Origin of the sequence: Companilactobacillus muriivasis (assembly GCF_036246245.1) — a bacterium.
Taxonomy (GTDB): Bacteria; Bacillota; Bacilli; order Lactobacillales; family Lactobacillaceae; genus Companilactobacillus; species Companilactobacillus muriivasis.
In genome coordinates this window covers 80,715-98,367 of record NZ_BTTQ01000002.1, presented here as the reverse complement: position 1 = coordinate 98,367, position 17,653 = coordinate 80,715, and the positions used below count along the sequence as shown (strand labels likewise).

17 protein-coding genes, 1 tRNA gene and 1 pseudogene are annotated in these 17,653 nt (G+C 35.1%); 6 read left to right on the top strand and 13 right to left on the bottom strand.

Annotation, left to right across the window (positions count from 1 at the left end):
* The gene (gene glyA, locus AAA923_RS03300) at positions 1–1,245 is read left to right on the top strand and encodes a serine hydroxymethyltransferase (protein ID WP_435890158.1); all 1,245 of its coding nucleotides are present in this window, start codon (positions 1–3) and stop codon (positions 1,243–1,245) included.
* Positions 1,246–1,311: 66 nt separating this feature from the next.
* Here glyA and AAA923_RS03295 read toward each other — a convergent pair.
* Positions 1,312–1,704: pseudogene (locus AAA923_RS03295) on the bottom strand (AAA family ATPase); the annotation flags it as partial.
* An 18-nt stretch (positions 1,705–1,722) separates the two neighbouring features.
* Here AAA923_RS03295 and AAA923_RS03290 point away from each other — a divergent pair.
* Positions 1,723–2,397 carry an MmcQ protein gene (locus AAA923_RS03290; protein WP_338214530.1) on the top strand — a complete coding sequence of 225 codons (675 nt, stop codon included), beginning with the start codon at positions 1,723–1,725 and terminating at the stop codon, positions 2,395–2,397.
* Positions 2,398–2,453: 56 nt separating this feature from the next.
* Here the strand turns inward: AAA923_RS03290 and AAA923_RS03285 are convergent, their stop codons facing one another.
* From AAA923_RS03285 to AAA923_RS03245, 9 genes are all read right to left on the bottom strand, one after another.
* The gene (locus tag AAA923_RS03285; RefSeq protein WP_338214529.1) at positions 2,454–3,266 is read right to left on the bottom strand and encodes a hypothetical protein; all 813 of its coding nucleotides are present in this window, start codon (positions 3,264–3,266) and stop codon (positions 2,454–2,456) included.
* A 31-nt stretch (positions 3,267–3,297) separates the two neighbouring features.
* Positions 3,298–3,927, bottom strand: a complete 630-nt coding sequence (locus AAA923_RS03280) for a hypothetical protein (protein ID WP_338214528.1) — start codon at positions 3,925–3,927, stop codon at positions 3,298–3,300.
* Between the two features lie 3 nt (positions 3,928–3,930).
* The gene (locus AAA923_RS03275; RefSeq protein ID WP_338214899.1) at positions 3,931–4,986 is read right to left on the bottom strand and encodes an SLAP domain-containing protein; all 1,056 of its coding nucleotides are present in this window, start codon (positions 4,984–4,986) and stop codon (positions 3,931–3,933) included.
* A 159-nt stretch (positions 4,987–5,145) separates the two neighbouring features.
* Complete coding sequence (locus tag AAA923_RS03270) at positions 5,146–5,937, bottom strand: sulfite exporter TauE/SafE family protein (RefSeq protein ID WP_338214527.1); 792 nt, start codon at positions 5,935–5,937, stop codon at positions 5,146–5,148.
* A 180-nt stretch (positions 5,938–6,117) separates the two neighbouring features.
* Positions 6,118–7,782 carry an SLAP domain-containing protein gene (locus tag AAA923_RS03265; RefSeq protein ID WP_338214526.1) on the bottom strand — a complete coding sequence of 555 codons (1,665 nt, stop codon included), beginning with the start codon at positions 7,780–7,782 and terminating at the stop codon, positions 6,118–6,120.
* 122 nt (positions 7,783–7,904) lie between these two features.
* Complete coding sequence (locus AAA923_RS03260) at positions 7,905–9,590, bottom strand: SLAP domain-containing protein (RefSeq protein ID WP_338214525.1); 1,686 nt, start codon at positions 9,588–9,590, stop codon at positions 7,905–7,907.
* 171 nt (positions 9,591–9,761) lie between these two features.
* Positions 9,762–11,294 (bottom strand): glutamate/gamma-aminobutyrate family transporter YjeM, encoded by a 1,533-nt coding sequence (gene yjeM, locus AAA923_RS03255; protein WP_338214524.1) that lies wholly within the window; start codon positions 11,292–11,294, stop codon positions 9,762–9,764.
* Between the two features lie 45 nt (positions 11,295–11,339).
* The gene (locus AAA923_RS03250) at positions 11,340–12,770 is read right to left on the bottom strand and encodes a C69 family dipeptidase (RefSeq protein ID WP_338214523.1); all 1,431 of its coding nucleotides are present in this window, start codon (positions 12,768–12,770) and stop codon (positions 11,340–11,342) included.
* A gap of 10 nt (positions 12,771–12,780) precedes the next feature.
* A complete protein-coding gene (locus tag AAA923_RS03245; protein WP_041500776.1) occupies positions 12,781–13,107 on the bottom strand; it encodes a heavy metal-binding domain-containing protein in 327 nt (108 codons plus the stop codon).
* 274 nt (positions 13,108–13,381) lie between these two features.
* On the opposite strand from AAA923_RS03245, the gene AAA923_RS03240 reads away from it, so the two are divergent.
* Together AAA923_RS03240 and AAA923_RS03235 are read left to right on the top strand one after the other, a co-directional pair.
* On the top strand, positions 13,382–13,975 hold the full coding sequence (locus AAA923_RS03240; RefSeq protein ID WP_338214522.1) for an Ltp family lipoprotein: 594 nt from the start codon (positions 13,382–13,384) through the stop codon (positions 13,973–13,975).
* A 74-nt stretch (positions 13,976–14,049) separates the two neighbouring features.
* Positions 14,050–14,121, top strand: a tRNA-Gln gene (locus tag AAA923_RS03235).
* Between the two features lie 89 nt (positions 14,122–14,210).
* Here the strand turns inward: AAA923_RS03235 and AAA923_RS03230 are convergent.
* Positions 14,211–15,065, bottom strand: coding sequence for an alpha/beta fold hydrolase (locus AAA923_RS03230; protein ID WP_338214521.1), 855 nt, complete (start codon positions 15,063–15,065; stop codon positions 14,211–14,213).
* 80 nt (positions 15,066–15,145) lie between these two features.
* Between AAA923_RS03230 and AAA923_RS03225 the strand changes: the two genes are divergently transcribed.
* The gene (locus AAA923_RS03225) at positions 15,146–15,616 is read left to right on the top strand and encodes a TetR/AcrR family transcriptional regulator (protein ID WP_338214520.1); all 471 of its coding nucleotides are present in this window, start codon (positions 15,146–15,148) and stop codon (positions 15,614–15,616) included.
* Positions 15,617–15,677: 61 nt separating this feature from the next.
* Here the strand turns inward: AAA923_RS03225 and AAA923_RS03220 are convergent, their stop codons facing one another.
* Positions 15,678–15,872 carry a hypothetical protein gene (locus AAA923_RS03220; RefSeq protein WP_338214519.1) on the bottom strand — a complete coding sequence of 65 codons (195 nt, stop codon included), beginning with the start codon at positions 15,870–15,872 and terminating at the stop codon, positions 15,678–15,680.
* Positions 15,873–16,091: 219 nt separating this feature from the next.
* Positions 16,092–16,412, bottom strand: coding sequence for a hypothetical protein (locus AAA923_RS03215; RefSeq protein WP_338214518.1), 321 nt, complete (start codon positions 16,410–16,412; stop codon positions 16,092–16,094).
* 273 nt (positions 16,413–16,685) lie between these two features.
* Between AAA923_RS03215 and AAA923_RS03210 the strand changes: the two genes are divergently transcribed.
* Positions 16,686–17,600: a hypothetical protein gene (locus AAA923_RS03210; RefSeq protein WP_338214517.1), complete on the top strand. Its 915-nt coding sequence runs from the start codon at positions 16,686–16,688 to the stop codon at positions 17,598–17,600.
* The last annotated feature ends 53 nt before the right edge of the window (positions 17,601–17,653 follow it).

The following is a 17,653-nucleotide window of genomic DNA, read 5'->3' as shown; positions in this document are numbered from 1 at the left end:
ATGGTCGTAGTGCAATACAGTACAGGTGATAAGGAAATTTTTGATCTAATCAATAAGGAAGAAAATCGACAAAATAGAAATATCGAATTGATTGCTTCCGAAAATATCGTTTCTGACAATGTTAGAAAAGCCCAAGGTTCAGTTTTAACAAACAAGTATGCTGAAGGTTATCCAGGGCACCGTTACTATGGTGGTTGTGAATACATCGATCAAGTCGAACAAATAGCAATCGATCGAGCTAAGAAATTATTCAACGCCGAATATGTCAACGTTCAACCACATTCAGGCTCACAAGCTAATGCTGCCGCCTATCAAGCTGTTTTAAAACCTGGTGACTCAGTTCTAGGTATGGATTTAAATGCGGGTGGTCACTTAACACACGGTTCAAAAGTTAATTTCTCAGGTAAAATGTATAACTTCCATTCATATGGTGTTAATGCTGAAGGTTTAATTGACTATGACGACGTCCAAAAAATTGCTGAAGAAGTTCAACCAAAACTTATCGTTGCTGGTGCTTCAGCTTATAGCCGTATCATCGATTTCAAGAAGTTTAGAGAAATTGCTGATTCAGTTGGCGCTTACTTGATGGTCGATATGGCTCACATTGCTGGACTCGTTGCGGTTGGATTACACCCTACTCCAGTTGGAGTTGCCGATATTGTTACTACAACTACTCACAAAACACTCAGAGGCCCCCGTGGCGGTATGATTTTAGCTAAGGCTGAACTTGGTAAGAAACTTAATTCAGCTGTCTTCCCTGGTACTCAAGGTGGTCCATTGGAACACGTGATTGCTGGTAAAGCTGTTGCTTTTGGTGAAGACTTACAACCAGAATTCAAAAATTACATGGAACAAGTTATTAAGAATGCTGCCGCTATGGCAAAAGTTATCAACGATGCTGATAATTTATCAGTTCTAACTGGTGGTACAGACAACCACTTGCTAAACGTTGTTTTAACTGACTGTGACTTGAATGGTATGGAAGTTCAAAACTTGCTTGATACTATTCACATCACAACTAATAAGGAAGCTATTCCTAACGACCCATTGCCTCCTAAATTTACATCTGGCCTTCGTTTAGGTTCCCCTGCTATCACATCAAGAGGATTTGACGAAGAAGACTGTGAAGAAGTAGCACGTATTATTGTTGATGCTATCAAGTATCACGATGATCCTGAAAAACTTCAAGAATTAGATGCACGTACTAAAGCTTTGACTGACAAACATCCAGTTGACTTTAACTAAATGGAACTACACAAAAAAGCCGTCGAATTTTTCGACGGCTTTTTCATATCTATATTTTCTAATAACTTAAATCAAACCAAACTTTTGGAAATGTTCCTTTAGATAATCAATAGTTAAACTATGTGACTTTTCAATAAGTTGTTGAGGAGTACCAGCAGCCATTAATTTACCACCTGAAGAACCACCTTTAGGTCCCAGATCAATCATATAATCTGCATTTGCCATCAAATCCAAATCATGCGTAATAATAATGACGGTTGCACCCTTCTCCTTGAGTTTGTTGATAACTCCAAGCAATGTCTGTACATCTTGAGGATGTAATCCCACTGATGGTTCATCAAAAACAAATAATGTCTGGGATTGTTTCTTATTCAGATGGTTAACTAGCTTAAGCCGTTGTGCTTCACCACCGGACAAACTAGGAGTACTTTCACCTAAATGTAAGTAACTCAAACCAATATGTAGGAAGTTTTAAATGTGCAAATAGAAGATAAGATTTTCACGAATCACAAACCAAATTTTAAAAAATTACTGAACTTTGGATTTAAGAAAGTGGACAATATATATACTTTTTCAATCGAAATTCCTGACACTGACCTTGTGATTTTACTGACTGTTGACAAAACAGGACAATTGACTGGCAAGGTTATTGATAAGAATTTTAATTCTGAATACAATAATTTCCGCTCCAATCAAGTTCTGGGTTCCTTTGCATCAGATGTGAAGAAGAGATACACTGACTTACTGAAAAAAGTTGCTGAAGAGTGTTTTGATTTTAATCCTGTAACAACTGGACAAGAGTGGATTATTCCAGCCAATCCTAAATATTTTGATTTGGCAAAGGCTTTCGCACAGAATCCCACCATTACTTGGAAGCAATCAACGAGTATTAAGGCGAATGACATTGTCTACATATATGTTGCTGCACCTATCTCCGCTTTGATTTATAAGTGTTTAGTAATAGATACAAATATTCCATATAATTATCATGATAAAAACCTAGCCATGAAATATGTTATGAAGATTCATTTAATTAATACATACAAGCCTGCTCAATATCCTTTAGACAAACTGAAGGCTCTGGGAGTTAAAGCTGTCCGAGGTCCTCGTCATTTACCTAAAGAATTGACTGCTGATTTGAATAAAAACTAAATACGAAAAAGTCGTCGAAGTTTTATTCGGCGACTTTTTCGTACATCAATCATTTTTTATTCTGGGACAACATCTTTTGAAACAAATTTGGTATTTGGATTTGAACCAGTGTAGTTATAAATACTGTTTAATCCATCTAAATCTTCTGGCCATTCGGCGCTCATAGCAGTAGCATTGTCTGACATTCCTAACGCAGCAGGATTACCCGTATAAATTAATGCAGCACGATGTCCGAAATGACCTACTTGTCCAGGTCCATATGAGATATTGTTATCATCGTCATACCAACCCTTTAAAAGATAATAAGCAACATCCCGATCTGATTTCATTCCTTCATATTGACCATATTCAAGAATATCATCATATCCAATGCTGTCGAGATTATCTTCTGTATCTCTAGGTCTAGTAGAATGATCCAGTGTATCGCCAACTTGTTGATATGCACGATGATTGGCATATTCAAACATTTCAGCTGTCGTCGTAGTCATAGGAGTTCCATTAGCAGCATGTAAAGCATTAAGATATTTGATGAAATATTGATTAATCCGTTGAATGTTAGGTGTGTAATTCAAGGAAGGATTCGTATTATCATATAATCTTTTAGCATTATTAGCCTTTAAATATTCTTTAGTAGCAACTTGATAATATGCTTCACCATTGTGGGTAAAAATTCTACCAACTAACCAATTACTATTTGGTCCTAAAGCACGGTCAGTAATCAGCTTGCCATCTTCACGATACAAACTGGCAACGTTGTTATTAACGCTGGCAACTTTAGCAGCATCAGCATCTTTTTGAGAAAGCATCATTGCTCCAGTTGCTGAAGCTAATAATGCCATAGATAAAATCAAATTTTTGACAGTCTTCATAAATTAATCCCCCAGGAGTTATATTTTGTGATTAAATACTACTCCCGCCATGGAAGTATATATCTTTAACCCATTCATTTGTCGCAACACGGTAATATTGGGCACCATCATAAGTTTTAACCTTATCTGTATACCAATCAGTATTATTTCCTAAGGCTCTATCTGATAAATTATAAATTTCGCCTGTTTTTGTAGAGAAAGCTACTAAAGGACAAAAAGTCCCCTTGTCATTTCTAACAGTAATAACTTCCACACGTTTTTCTATCGTCGCAGTTTTAGGAGCCATTTTAGGATCACTTGGAGTATAAGTTGGTGCTTGTAGCACTCTTAATCCAGTGGCCGTTCGTAAAACTGTAATTTTACTTGGACTTGCAACATGTTTATCTACCAATGGTGCGTTAATTGTTTCCATCCCACCAACTTTAGGAATCCAAACATAATCTAATGTCTCAACACTTCGCTCTTGTCCATCGACATTTACATACATTGGAATAGCTACAGGACCAACCTTATCTGGATCAAAGTTAAAATCAAGTGATTCAGCATTAACTGTCTGTGCAGCCAAACCTGTCGTTAAAACAGGACTTAGAGCTCCTAGCAAACCCAATGACATCACGCAGATAGTAAGACTTTTTTTTAATTTTAAACTAGTATATTTCATATTTTAGTTAGTCCCCACAGCAATACTACCTGAAGCTTTCAAATCGTTAAATGAAACCCATTCATCGGTAGCGACACGTCTCATATTTTCATTATTAACTATACCAACTCTATCTGTATACCATGAAGTGTTTGGAGCCAAAACACGGTCAGTGATTACTTTGCCGGCTGACGTATAAAGTTTTGCTTGTCTGCTAGTTGTTACAGTTGCCACATCTGGAAAAATTTGAATACCATCGTTTTCCTTAATCCATTCATTTGGAGCAACACGATAATAGGTTGTACCATCAACTGTTAACTTTCTATCAATTTTCCAAAGTGAATTCTTTGGCAATGTAGCAGAAGTAGCTTTACCGTTTCCATCATATAACTTGGCATTAACTGTTGTTGAGTATATTCCATCATAGTTGATTCCGGTTGCTGGTTTTTGATTGTTTTGATCGCCAGTACTTTCAGAACTTGTACCAACAGTTACCACAACATCTTTAGATCCTAAGATAGTAGGAGTAGCATCATTACCATAAAAATCACTACCCTTTGGTTCTCCAGCAACATAAGCAAGTTTTACATGGAAAGTAACGCCGGCTCCACTTTGCAATACTTTATTAATATCGGCTGGCTTTAAGTTTCCAGAAATACTGCCATCATTAGCAGTGGCTGTCATAAGAACCCCAATATTAGGGTTGTTAAAGAATAAATCATCACCATTAGCATTATCATTAAAACTGGCAAATAAATCATTTGTTAAATTTTTAGATGCATCAGCATATCTATCAAAAACAGGACTTTGTGGTGTTAATTGATCAGTTCCATAACTAAAAATACCGTCAGAACCCATGACATATCCCATTTCCATATCTTCAGTTCTCACAAGATTGTTTCCTGACTTGATAGTAACTTGATTCTTAACTTCACCTAACCACTTTTGAACATCAGCTTGACTAACCCCACTAACGGCATCAGCCTTAACAGTAGTTTCTGTAGTTGAACTAATCACTGGCATAGCAATTGGTGCAACGGCCAACAATGTAGCAGCGGTAATCCCCATATATTTAATCATTTTCTTCAAAATCGTATCCTCCAATAACATTTATTTACTGCTAAATTCTAGCAAATAGATATGTCACTATATGGCAAAAATAACAGTGTATAAAAATTTCTCAAAATTATTTTTATAAATGGTAAAAGTGCCGTCAATATTAAATATGACGACACTTTTTTAGATAATATTCAAAATAATCAAACCGTTATAAATATTCAATCCAATTACAAAAACAACGACGACTTTATACAAATTGAGCACAAATTTATTCGATGCTCTCGCACTGATAGTTGATCCTAGATAACCACCAACAATCGCTGAAACCATTATAAATGGTAGTAAATGTAAATCAATTGGCAATTTATGCAACACAGGCACGAGTGAACTCAATTTCATAAACTGTGAAAAAAATATTGAAGCAATGGAGTAAATGGCTGCCTTTTTAGCATCAAAATTGAAGATAAAAATCAACAATGCCACATTTATTGGTCCTCCACCGATACCTAAGAATGTTGAAAGCGTTCCTAGAAAAACACCACTCAATAGGAAAAGAATCGTTGAAGTACGTTTGGAAAATTTCCAGCCACTGTTTTTTGAAAATAGCAGTGCCAATATTAAACTGATTACAACAACAATAATTTGAACGAGATTAAGCATTTTATCATTATTCAAAATGCCTTTGAGAAACATGAACAACCAATCACCTAATTTACCACCAAACAGTGAACCCATCGAGAGATATAGCACTTCACCCCAATTCATATCAATATTTTTCTTAGTGTTCTTGATTGTGGAGACAATTGACATGATAAAAACAGCAAAACTGGAATAAAAGTTGATTGCGACTAGTGGATCATGACTGACAGCGTCCAAAACGGGTTTAATAATCACGCCGCCACCCATACCAGAAATTGCCCCAACGGTATTTGAAAAAACAATTACTAAAACATATAAGATGATTTTATCCATTATTTTCACTCCAAAAGCGCTGGTATCAGGTGCTTAAAATCATTCATCATCAAAAATTATACGGAATGAATTTTTTTGAAGCAGCAAAATTGTGGAGATTTATATATTTATAACGGAATATCTCGTACCATAATTTAGACCAGAAAAAAAGATTGCTTTCGCAATCTCAAGTTTAACTAACTATTTGAATGTAACTGTATCTGCATCAACCCATTCATCGGTTGCTACACGATACATCAATTTACCATCGATTGTTGCTTTCTTATCTGTAAGAAATGCTGAGTCCTTAGCTAAAGCACGGTCAGTTATTTTCTTACCTTTACTGTTATAAAGCGTTGCAGTTTCATTGGCATGTACCACACCATTAATATTTTGATATTCAACAACATGATCATCATGAATCCATTCGTGTGTCGCAACTCTATGGTGCCATTCACCTTGGAAAAAGGCATATCGATCCGTATACCAGTCAGTTGATTTTTCTAGCCCTCTATCTTCAACAATGCCTGTATTTCTAAACTTAGTTAAATTCTTATATTTACTACCATGAGTTTGAACGTAAGAGTCATTGAAGTGGAAAACTTTAACGTCATCCGCCCTTACCCATTCGTCATTACCAAGGTTATAATACTCAACGCCATTAACCGTATTGACTTTATTTGTTTCGAAATCTGTTATTTCTTCTGTAAGTTTCTTTGTACCTTTTTTGTTACCACTAAGATTGTAGATATCTAACTCTGATTGATCAGTCATAATATTGGTTGTATCAATATTCTTTACACTGGAATTACCTGCACCCGTTCCAGAACCTGAACGATTTGTTACTGTGACTATTGATGTAGCATAAACATCAGATCCCTCTTCGTAGTAATATACAACTTTATATGTTCCAGGTGTTGAGGTATCAAGATTACTTATGTCTACATATAAATCCTCAATTGGAATATTGTCTCCTTTTCCATCAATTGCGGTTTCCAAGCCATACCTATCTTCCCATGTATCCCCAACCTTTAAATTAACATTTTTTGCAAATATTTTTGGATCATCTGCGGGAATAATAAATGGTTGATAAAATTGCATTGGTACTCTTTCTTCCTTTCCATTTATAGTTACCGTCTGATGAAAATTAATCACTAATGTATCTTTAAATTTATTATAATTGAATTTTGAATTACTTTTTAATTCATTAATGTCAAAAGTAAAAATAAATGGATATTCCGTATTATAGAACTCATCTTCTTCTAATTCTCTATTGTTAATTTTAGCAAAAAAAGTTACACTGCCAGTTACTATCCTTTTGAATGAATCACCCCTAAAGTATTCACTTAAATCAACCACTAACTTATCATTTTCAATTGTGACTTCATCTAATGTTATCTTTTGCGCGGAAAAATAGGCAGATTTATTTCCTATTCCACGCATTTCACTAAACACATCAAAGTCTGAAATACCCATATCATGAAATTCATATCTTACCATGGATTTAAATTTGTTCACTAGCACTAGATTTAAAACTGGATTATAAAAATGCAAAAAGTCAATTCCACCTAAATATTGAATACCTTCTATATTATCAACATCTTTTAGATGAACTACAGCTTCAGTAATGTCCATCATCTTTTCTTGAGTTATACCATCAACATCACTTCCCAATAAAATAGCAATTATTTGTTGTAGCTCTGGATCCGGCATCCATTCATTAATATTTTCATTTGATCCATTTTCATCGGCTTTTACCAACTCAATTCTCATAAAATCAGAAACTAATTTAGGATTTATTACAGCTGTTGCTATCAAAGTTCCAGCAGATAATCCAGTGGCAGCTATCATTATTCGTCTTTTCATAATATTCACTTCCTTTATTGTGATTTATTTAACTTTTAGAATAATTTTATATAATTACCTGTAACTTTGTCACGTATAAACACAACAAAAAAGATTGCTTTCGCAATCTTAGATGTAACTTCCTATTTGAATGTAACTGTATCTGCATCAACCCATTCATCGGTGGATACACGATGCATCAATTTACCATCGATTGTAGCTTTTCTATCAGTGAAGAATGTTGAACCTTTTGCCAATGCACGGTCAGTCACTTTCTTACCTTTACTGTTATAAAGTGTTGCAGTTTCGGTAGCATTTACAACACCACTAGCGATTTCATACTTCACAACATGGTCATCATGTACCCATTCGTGTGTTGAAACTCTATGGTGCCATTCACCATCGAAATATGCAGAACGGTCTGTATACCAACTAGATGATTTGTCTAAAGCTCTGTCTGTTAAGGTGCCTGTATTTCCAAAATCAGTTAAATTCTTAACTTTACTTCCATGTGTTTGAATGTAAGAGTCAGTATATTCGAACACAGCAACATCCTTTGCGCTTACCCATTCATTATCACCAATTTGGTAATACTCACCACTATCAAGTTTGTTTACTTTTTCTGTAGTGAAATCAGTTATTTCGTCTGTAAGTTTCTTTGTTCCTGTTTTCTTCCCTTCTGAATTATAGATATCCAATGTAGGTTTATTCGTCATGATGTCAGTTTTGGGGATTACTTCGATGTTTGGTTTCTCTGCACCTGGTTCTCCTGTATCTGGTTCTCCTGTATCTGGTTCTCCTGTATCTGGTTCTCCTGTATCATTTACAACAACTGTTGTAGTTGCAGTTGCAAGAACTTCTGAATTAAGTTCATACGTATATATCACCGTATGTGTGCCTTCTGTTAAACCATCCACATCTTCCGTCACTTTCATCTTAACCCCATCAATTTCAACTTTAATTTCCTCCAACGGAATTTGCTTCTTAAATTTATCTGTTGCAGTTTCAATGTTAGCGCTAGGTTTCCATGTATCACCATCATTTAGTGTACTGCCACTTACCTTGAGAACTGGAGCATATTCATTGATAGTATAAGGTTGTATTATTGTTGTTGTAACGTCAGAAGTTATTCCCCATAAAAACAAATTATCTAAATTCTGTTTTAAGACTACCTTAATTTCACCGAAAGACTTTCCATCAGCAGATTTATTACTATTATTAAGTAAATCATCAAATACAATCTTTCTATTACCATCAAATACAGGCTTTACAGTTTTACCATTAACTGTTAGTTCATTAATTGTTATTTTATTTGATACACTATCACCGATAGATTCTGATAGATCTATAGTTGAATTATACGCATCTAATTCAATATTATCTTTTAGAAGCTCCACATTACTTTTAACATTTTTAGTTCCACTTATCTTAGATAAAACATCAAAATTAGTTATTTTATTTCCTGACAGAACCAATTGATTTAATCCACTAATTTTCTCAAGCATTGAAATATCTTCAATTGACGTATCAATAATCGTCAATTTCTTTAATGCTGTAATGTTTTCTATTCCTTCCAAACTATAAAATTGATTACCCCATAGAAGTAACTCTGTCAGTTTTTCACTTTTCAAATCTTCAGGCATTAATCTAAAAACCGATTTCCCTAATGCTACTGAAATAACCACCCGTAAGTTCCAATCGGGTATCAATTCTTTAACACTCTTTTGATTTTCACCAGTATCATCTGCCAAAACCAACTCAGTCCTCATCAACTCAGAAGCTACCTTAGGATTTACCACCGCAGTTGCAATCAACGTTCCAGCGGACAAACCAGTTGCCGCCACCATTATTTTTCTTTTCATAATTGTCACTTCCCTTTTTGTGATTTATTTAACTTGTAGATAATCTTATAAAATTACCGGTAACTTTGTCACGTTTAAACACAACGCAAAAAAACAGACCTTATCAAAACTCGATAAGATCTGTTTTTTCATAACTAATTAATCATTTTCGGCATCAATGCCAGAAGTTGCTTTAGCATGTTGTTTATGTTCATATCTGTAATACAGAATGAATCCGACTAGTCCAAAGACAACTGGTCCGATAAGTGTCCAAAGGGCATCTGTATAAGCACCTTCCATGATTGGTTGTAGTACGGTAAAGATAATTGCGAACGCTAAAACTAAGAAGACGATTGTTGAAACTGTCCACATAGCTTTCTTGTTCTTATAGAATAAATATGGTTTTTCAATATCTTTATTTAAGTTAAAGAATGGATATGCACCTACCAAGAATAAGTAAGGTACAGTTGTTGAAACGTTAGCCATCAATGTCAAAACGTTATAAAGTGCCTTGGCATTTTTACCACCCATATCAACGATTAAGATAAGGACGATAACCACGATAGCTTGTACCCACATAGCATAAGCTGGCATACCATGTTTGTTTAACTTAGTTACCTTTGCAGGCCAGAAATCTTTGGGAGTACCCAATACGAAAGACTTCAATGGTGAATAGATCAAAACGAAGAATGCACCCATGTAAAGGATAAACATATCAAATCCAGTGAATCGAGCCAACCACTCACCTAAAGTGATAGCAGCGGCACTACCCAATCCAATATGTGTACCGAAAGTATAACCAAGGTTGCTCATCATAACATAAGTAATATTACCCAAGTTAACGTTACCTTTAGCAATAACAGCATTCCAGTTAGCACTCATTGACCAGCAGAGAATTGTTAGTGAATAAAGCAATGTAATAACACCTGCTGAAATCAAGACACCACGTGGGAAATCTTTCTTAGGATTCTTCATACTATCAGTAACACCACCGACAGATTCCATACCACCGTAAGCAAAGATTGCATAAACGATGAATGAAACCATGCCAAGTGGAGAAGCAAATGCTGGATTAGCTGAATGGATAAATGTATCTAATCCGTGAATTGGTTCTGCAGTGTGAAAACCTGACATAAATAGAACTGCCAAACTCAAGAAGAAGAAAATGACTTGCAAAAGAATTGTCATAATTCCTCCGAAATTTGAAACTTTTGAAATCTTATCCATACCTTGTGAAGCTGTGTATGTAACAAACACAATCCAAAGTACAGCTAGCAAACCGATAATTTGTGTTGCTGAAAGTCCAAACATGCCCCAAGTTTGCGTTGTATCGTGACCAGCAAACATTGTTGACAAAGGAATCCAAACTTTTGAAGAAGTTGACACTAGCCAAACTTCCCATGAAGCGAGCCACATAAATGTACCAATAAAGGCCCATTTAGCACCTACAGCTCCATCAATCCATGAATAAATTCCACCCTTAGCTTCGTTAAAAGCGGAACCATACTCTGCCATCATAAATCCTACGGGTAGGAAGAAGAATAAAGCAGCAAATACATACCACACAATACTTGCTAATCCCATCTGTTCATAAGCTACAGTTGTATTAGCAAATCCAAAGATCGCCGTGAAAATCATCATTATTAACCCAAATAATGTGATTGTTTTTGTCGGCGAATTACCATCATTCATTTTATAAAACCCCTCATTCAATTTTCAATGTACAAATTATAATTTCTATAAATTCATATCTGTCTTGAAGTTTAGAGGTGAAAAATCAGTCGAGTCCGTAATTAATTGAGCAATTAGCTCTTTATAGCCGTCAAGTGAAATTTTTGCCATTTCAAATGAAGCTTCGGTTAAATAATTAGGTAATTTATCATCATCTTTGCTCAAGGCTTCCCGATCAAAATCATTTAACTTCTTACGAAGTGTGATATTGATGTCCTTTTGCTTGGCTTGGAAATCTTTTCCAAGTTCTTTGTAGTGGCCGTCTAATAAAACTCCGGCTAGTTTATACGTCCAATAAGCTGACTTACTATCGTATGGAAGTTCACCAATTTTGTACTCTGCAGGTGTATCCGTCATCCCCATATAGAATGGCACATAAACACTCTGTGAAGCGACACCCATGGCTAACCATTGAACACAGGCGATTTCAGGGGCCATATCAGGTCTATTTTGTAAGACGTGAGACTCCTGAGTTTTAGCTAAACTAATTGGACGGTAACGCTTATTATTAGCAGACTTATTCAAAGGATCGAATTCAGTCTTCTGATAATGTGATGCCAAATAATCTTGCGCATCATCAACACTCAACAAACGATTGGCTTTCTTAACAAAAGCTAAATCTTCACTCTCAGGACTTTCATCAGTTGGACCTGAGAATTGTTGTTGACCCCACCAAACACGAGGCGTGCTGTAAATCTCATCAGACAAATCATGTGTTCCAAAGATTTCTCTGAAGTTAAAACCATCAGGTCTAGTATTCAAATGATTTTCAGAAACAAATTCTTTAATATCTTTACGAAATAAAAAGTTTTCTGAATCATTAAAATCAATTTCTTGAATAGCTAGTTGGTTGGCAACCACTGCGTAACTATCGTCGGGGATACGTTGTGCAACCCAATAGTGACCTGATCCACTTTCGAAATACCAAACTTCATCTTTATCAGAGAAGAGAACCCCGTTAGTTTCACAAGTACCATGATCTTCTATAATTTTACCTAGTCGTAAAACACCTTCCCGAGCAGTTTTAACATAAGGCAAAACAACTGTGATCATGGCTTCCTCGCCAATACCATTTTCATCAAGAGGATCAACGCCTAATACACGTTGGTTTGAATAAGCACTTTCAGTGGCACTCATTCCAACGCCATATTCGTTAAAACCATCCTCTTCAAATAATCCTTCTTTAAAGGTCCATTCAGGAGTGGCAGAATATTTATAGCGAATTTTAGGCAGGTCCATTTGAAAGTCATTGGCTTTAGAAACGAATTTTTGATCATCAGTAAATTCTTTATGTTCATGAATAACAAAGTGCTTTGGCCATGATGCTTTGGCGTCTTCGTTTCTGCCGATGATAGTTGAACCATCAACGGTTGCTTTCTTACCAATTAAAATACTAGTACAAGCTGATAAAGAACTTTTATTATATTCTAATGCCATTACTATCACCTTACTTAAATTTTACTGCGGTACCATATGCTGCAACTGTCTCCATATCTGCACTGATTGAGTCAGAATCAAAACGCATCATAACTACTCCGTCAGCTCCCATGTCCAAAGCATTTTGACGTAAACGGTCAATTGCAATGTCACGAGCCTCAGTCAATAGTTCTGTGTAAGCTTTGATCTCACCACCAACAATGTTCTTGAAGCCAGCGCCGATATTTCTAACTACGTTTTTAGATTGAGTCGTCAAACCAAAGACCTCACCGATAATTTCGTAGTCATGTCCCGGTACGTGTTCAGTTGTAGTCACTAATATCTCGCTCTTCTCCATTACTTCACCTCACAAAAATAATTATTTCACTCCATTAAATAATGTAACACATTCACACCATAATATGGTTATATCTGGAGATTTATTGAGCAATATTTTTGACAATTTGCTGGAAACGTAAAAAGTGAGTTTTCCTTGTGGTTGTAAGCGTAAAGCATTATAAATATATTTATTGCAAAGCTTGGCAGTTTGGCAATTAATGCAAGTAAATTCACAAACTTTCAGCTATAATTTAGGTATAATTGATTTGAAAAAATACATGGAGGTACTCATTTTGAAACCTCAGAAAAGACAAAATTTAACTCGAAAACAAATTGTATTTTTATTAATTATCGGCTTGCTTTTTTTAGCATTGATTCCCTTGGCTGTTTTTTCATTGCGGACTAGTAACACTGGTGACACGGAAACTCGGACTGAAGTAGCAGTTCCTAAACATGGAAAGACTGTTCTCAAGCAAGCTCAAAACTACGTTAACGTGATGCACATGTCAAAACAGGATTTGACAGATCAGTTGTCAGCTAAACATTATTCCAAGGCTGCAATTAACTATGCCATAAGTCATGTGAAAACTAACTATGATCAGAATGCTTTATTAAAGGGTAAGGAATATTCTGATTCTCAAAATATGTCAAAACAAGGTATTTATGATCAATTAATTAGCAAAGGTAAATTCACTATTAAACAGGCTCAATATGCGGTGGATAATTTGCAAGTTGATTATAATCTGAACGCTTTGATTACGGCTAAAAATTATCAGCGAGACTTGGGTTTCTCTCCTGCTAAGATTCGGGAAGTCCTGATTTCTGATAAGAATGAGAGGTTTACGCCAGAAGAAGCTAATTATGCTATCCAACATTTGAATGATTAAATCTAATAAATTGAATTATTTATTTTGAATGCTATTGACATTAGGGTCATTTTTTTATAACATTTTAGTGTTAGTGGGCATTCGCCAAATGGTAAGGCAGCGGACTCTGAATCCGCAATTTATTGGTTCGAACCCAATATGCCCAATTGTGAGCACAATTAGAAAATCGTTAGTCTTAATTGACTAGCGATTTTTTTTACAATAATATCAAATATACAGATTATTTCCCCAAGAATTATTCAAAAGTTTTTCCAGAAATATTGTTATAAATAATTTTGTTTATTTCATCATTATTGAACTCTGTTAACCAGTGAGTAGCGTTGAGCTCAACCATTTCATAATTACCTTTCATATAACGTGCGTTTCTTTCAATGCCTGCACGACCAATAGCTAAATCTTTGTTTCCCCAAATCAGAACCGTATTAGTTGTGATTGCACTATAATCGATATTATTTTTAACTTGGAACAATGCACGATACCAGTTGATAACACTCGTCAACATACCCTCTTGTGAATAAAGTTTTAAATAAGATGATATCTCATCTTCAGAAAATCCATCCCATAAATTCTTCAAAATCGCATAATCATTTGATGAAATCAATTTTTCGGATTCACCTGGTACTTGGAAACGACTGACGTAAGCCCCTTTTTCCTTTTGAGTCGGATCATTTTGCAACGCCCAAACATATGCAGGCCAATCTGGGACTGACAATGAAGTCCATGATAAAAGTTTTTCTGGATATTTGGCAGCAACTGTCCAGCCAACTACTGATCCGATGTCGTGAGCAACTAAATGAAATTTTTCATATCCTAATTTATTGGCAAGACTCACAACGTCGGCAGCCAATAAATCCATACTATAATTTTCTATACCTTCTGGACGAGCGCCTGCAGAATATCCACGCTGATCTATGGCCACAACTCGATAGCCTTTATCAGCGAAATATAACATTGTCTTTTCCCACATCAATGAACTTTCTGGAAAACCATGTAAAAATACGATTAGATCACCTTTATTTTCTTCTCCGCCCTCGCGAATAGTAAACTCCAAGTTATTAATAGTCAGTTTGTTTTTAATAATTTTATTCATGATTGAACTTCCTTTCTCTTAATGTCTAAAATATAACAGTTAGAAACTACGAGAATCGGGACAAATAAGGAGGTATGTCCATGAACAAACGTGACGAGGAAAAACAGATTATTTTTGAATCCTTAAAAGAAGCTCTGCTCCAATTAATGGATAAAAAAGATTTTTCAAGAATAACAGTTAAAGAACTCGTTTCCAAAGCTGGTGTTGCTAGATCAACATTTTACCGATATTTCCCTAATAAAATTGACTTAGTGAGATTTTTAATTCGTGATGCTTTGATTAACTTTGATAAAAGGTATGCTCCTAAAACGATTGAAGAACGTTTCGAGGACCCTTATATGAATGAAGTTCGCAATTATGTTCAACAATATAAGAATCAAATCAAAAGTATTTATAAATCCGGACTATCTTATTTATATCTTGAGGAATTGAACAAACATTTGATTAGTTTGAAACCATATAAATTAACCATGAAAGAGAAAATCTACTTGTATGGTCTAGCTGGAGCCCAATACAATATTATTTATAACGGATTTATCGAGAATATTTAGAAAACAATTGTTGAATAAATCAAAAAGACACCTGAAAAATAATTCAGATGTCTTTTCCTATCTAACGTAATATTAGTAACACTGTCATCACAACGATAATCCCCAAACAAATCTTCAAATTATGACGATTTCTAATCGATACAATAATTTCTTCGTCCCCATTAAAAACTTGAGTTCTAACAGGCCAAAATACTCTTACAACATATGACAACGACATAAGTAATAATAAAATTTCCAAAGTAAATAAAACTTTCATATAAAATAACTCCCAACTCATTTAGATATTTTATAAGTATATCTTAACATCATTATAAGTAGGAGATTATGCTCATTGTTATTTGATATATTCAAAAACAATAAAAAAAATCATCCTGATATTTTCCCATCAAGATGATTTCCTCATTATACACTCTACGTTTGATAAATAAATGACAACCGTCAACCTCGACCAAAAGATTTAGCAGTTGTTAAAAAACTATTCAGCACTTTCAATCTTTTCTCTGTGCCCTACCTTAACTTCTTTTTTAACTTCCGTATGTTGTACATCGAGAATTTCGATTGCCTTTTCCAGTGATTCAAAAATATCGGTATTCAACAATTCCATAATTGGGCTTAATCGGCTATACTCGTGCGACATCATATTTTTATTGACTTGTTGATCATTCAAACGGCTTAACTTCAAGTTGTAATCCATCAAGGCGTTTATCCTAATCTTGGAATCGTCCAATTCACACAAAACATCATCAATCTTATCCATATCGTAAGTTCTAGTTGACTTATCAGTCTTATCTTCCACAGTAATCTCCTCTTTCATCCGAATTGTTAGTCTAGCTCTGTCTACAACACCAATTCTAGTATCTTTTACTATTAAAGATAGTCTTTTATCCAAAATGTACATATTATCTTTTTGTAAAATGATAACGGTAAAATTATATATTCTTAAATTGTATAGAATCGATAATTATAATATATACGAAATATTTTCAGAAAGTATCGCCATGTGTTACACTTATCTAGTTTTCCTGACAATTCAGAAATAAATAAAATAAAAGGAGTTAACAATTACCAAATGCATTTATCTACAATTGAGAAACGTAATTATTTGATTGGCTTTGTTTTCATAATTTTTATGGTAGCGAGCGCCACACTATTAAACGATATGGAAATCATCTTACCCGAAATTGGGGCTCTGACTGCGGGAACTTGGATCTATCAGAACGGTGGCTGGATAAACCAGCCGACAAAAATTTTTCTTGCCCCCTCAGGAACCGCAATTATTGGATTTGTAATCAATCAATTTTCAATTACGTACGCTGAAAAAGTGCTTTTGGGATTATTGTTTATGCTCATCTTATTACGTATGCTACACTCCAATTTAGCACCATCATTTGCCACCGGACTTCTTCCCATCATTATTAACGCCACACACTGGTCATTTATCGTAGCAATCCTACTATTCACTTCATTTTTAATGATTGGAGTGTTCTTACAAGGTCGCTACAAAGGTACAACACCAAGTGATCCTATTAAAAATGAACACATGGTAGTTTTCACAATTATGGCAATCATCTGGGTCACCGCCGTTTGGTTCTTCGGCTTTTCACAAATGGCCGCAATCCCACCAGTAATGGTTGTATTCTTCGAAGTCTTGCAAAAATCAGATTATAGCTGGCAACTAGCCATCAAACATTTCGTCGCATTAGTTGGTGCAGCAACGATTGGTGTCTTAATACACATGGTATTCGCTTCATGGTTATTATCAGCTGCCATTTCGTTACCTTTAGTTTTCCTACTATTACAATTATTGAAAATCAAATTACCGGCAGCGTTCGCGTTTCCACTGTTGGCACTAGTTTTACCAAGCAGCATGTTCCATATGTTGCCAATTACCGCAATCATTGCCTCGACATTCTTCTTAGGGACAATCGTTCTATTGAAGAAATTCGTTGCACCATACAGAGTCAGTTCAGAAAATAACGACTAAGCGTATTTAAATAGCTCAAGCAATCCGATTTTGGATTACTTGAGCTATTTTTA

Bases quoted from the DNA above. Each gene is read 5' to 3' on its own strand.
- AAA923_RS03265 (WP_338214526.1), bottom strand. From the start codon at position 7,782: ATGAAAAGACGAATAATGATAGCTGCCACTGGATTATCTGCTGGAACT.
- AAA923_RS03280 (WP_338214528.1), bottom strand. From the start codon at position 3,927: ATGAAATATACTAGTTTAAAATTAAAAAAAAGTCTTACTATCTGCGTG.
- yjeM (WP_338214524.1), bottom strand. From the start codon at position 11,294: ATGAATGATGGTAATTCGCCGACAAAAACAATCACATTATTTGGGTTA.
- glyA (WP_435890158.1), top strand. From the start codon at position 1: ATGGTCGTAGTGCAATACAGTACAGGTGATAAGGAAATTTTTGATCTA.
- AAA923_RS03270 (WP_338214527.1), bottom strand. From the start codon at position 5,937: ATGGATAAAATCATCTTATATGTTTTAGTAATTGTTTTTTCAAATACC.
- AAA923_RS03230 (WP_338214521.1), bottom strand. From the start codon at position 15,065: ATGAATAAAATTATTAAAAACAAACTGACTATTAATAACTTGGAGTTT.
- AAA923_RS03275 (WP_338214899.1), bottom strand. From the start codon at position 4,986: ATGATTAAATATATGGGGATTACCGCTGCTACATTGTTGGCCGTTGCA.
- AAA923_RS03210 (WP_338214517.1), top strand. From the start codon at position 16,686: ATGCATTTATCTACAATTGAGAAACGTAATTATTTGATTGGCTTTGTT.
- AAA923_RS03250 (WP_338214523.1), bottom strand. From the start codon at position 12,770: ATGGCATTAGAATATAATAAAAGTTCTTTATCAGCTTGTACTAGTATT.
- AAA923_RS03285 (WP_338214529.1), bottom strand. From the start codon at position 3,266: ATGAAGACTGTCAAAAATTTGATTTTATCTATGGCATTATTAGCTTCA.
- AAA923_RS03245 (WP_041500776.1), bottom strand. From the start codon at position 13,107: ATGGAGAAGAGCGAGATATTAGTGACTACAACTGAACACGTACCGGGA.
- AAA923_RS03220 (WP_338214519.1), bottom strand. From the start codon at position 15,872: ATGAAAGTTTTATTTACTTTGGAAATTTTATTATTACTTATGTCGTTG.
- AAA923_RS03225 (WP_338214520.1), top strand. From the start codon at position 15,146: ATGAACAAACGTGACGAGGAAAAACAGATTATTTTTGAATCCTTAAAA.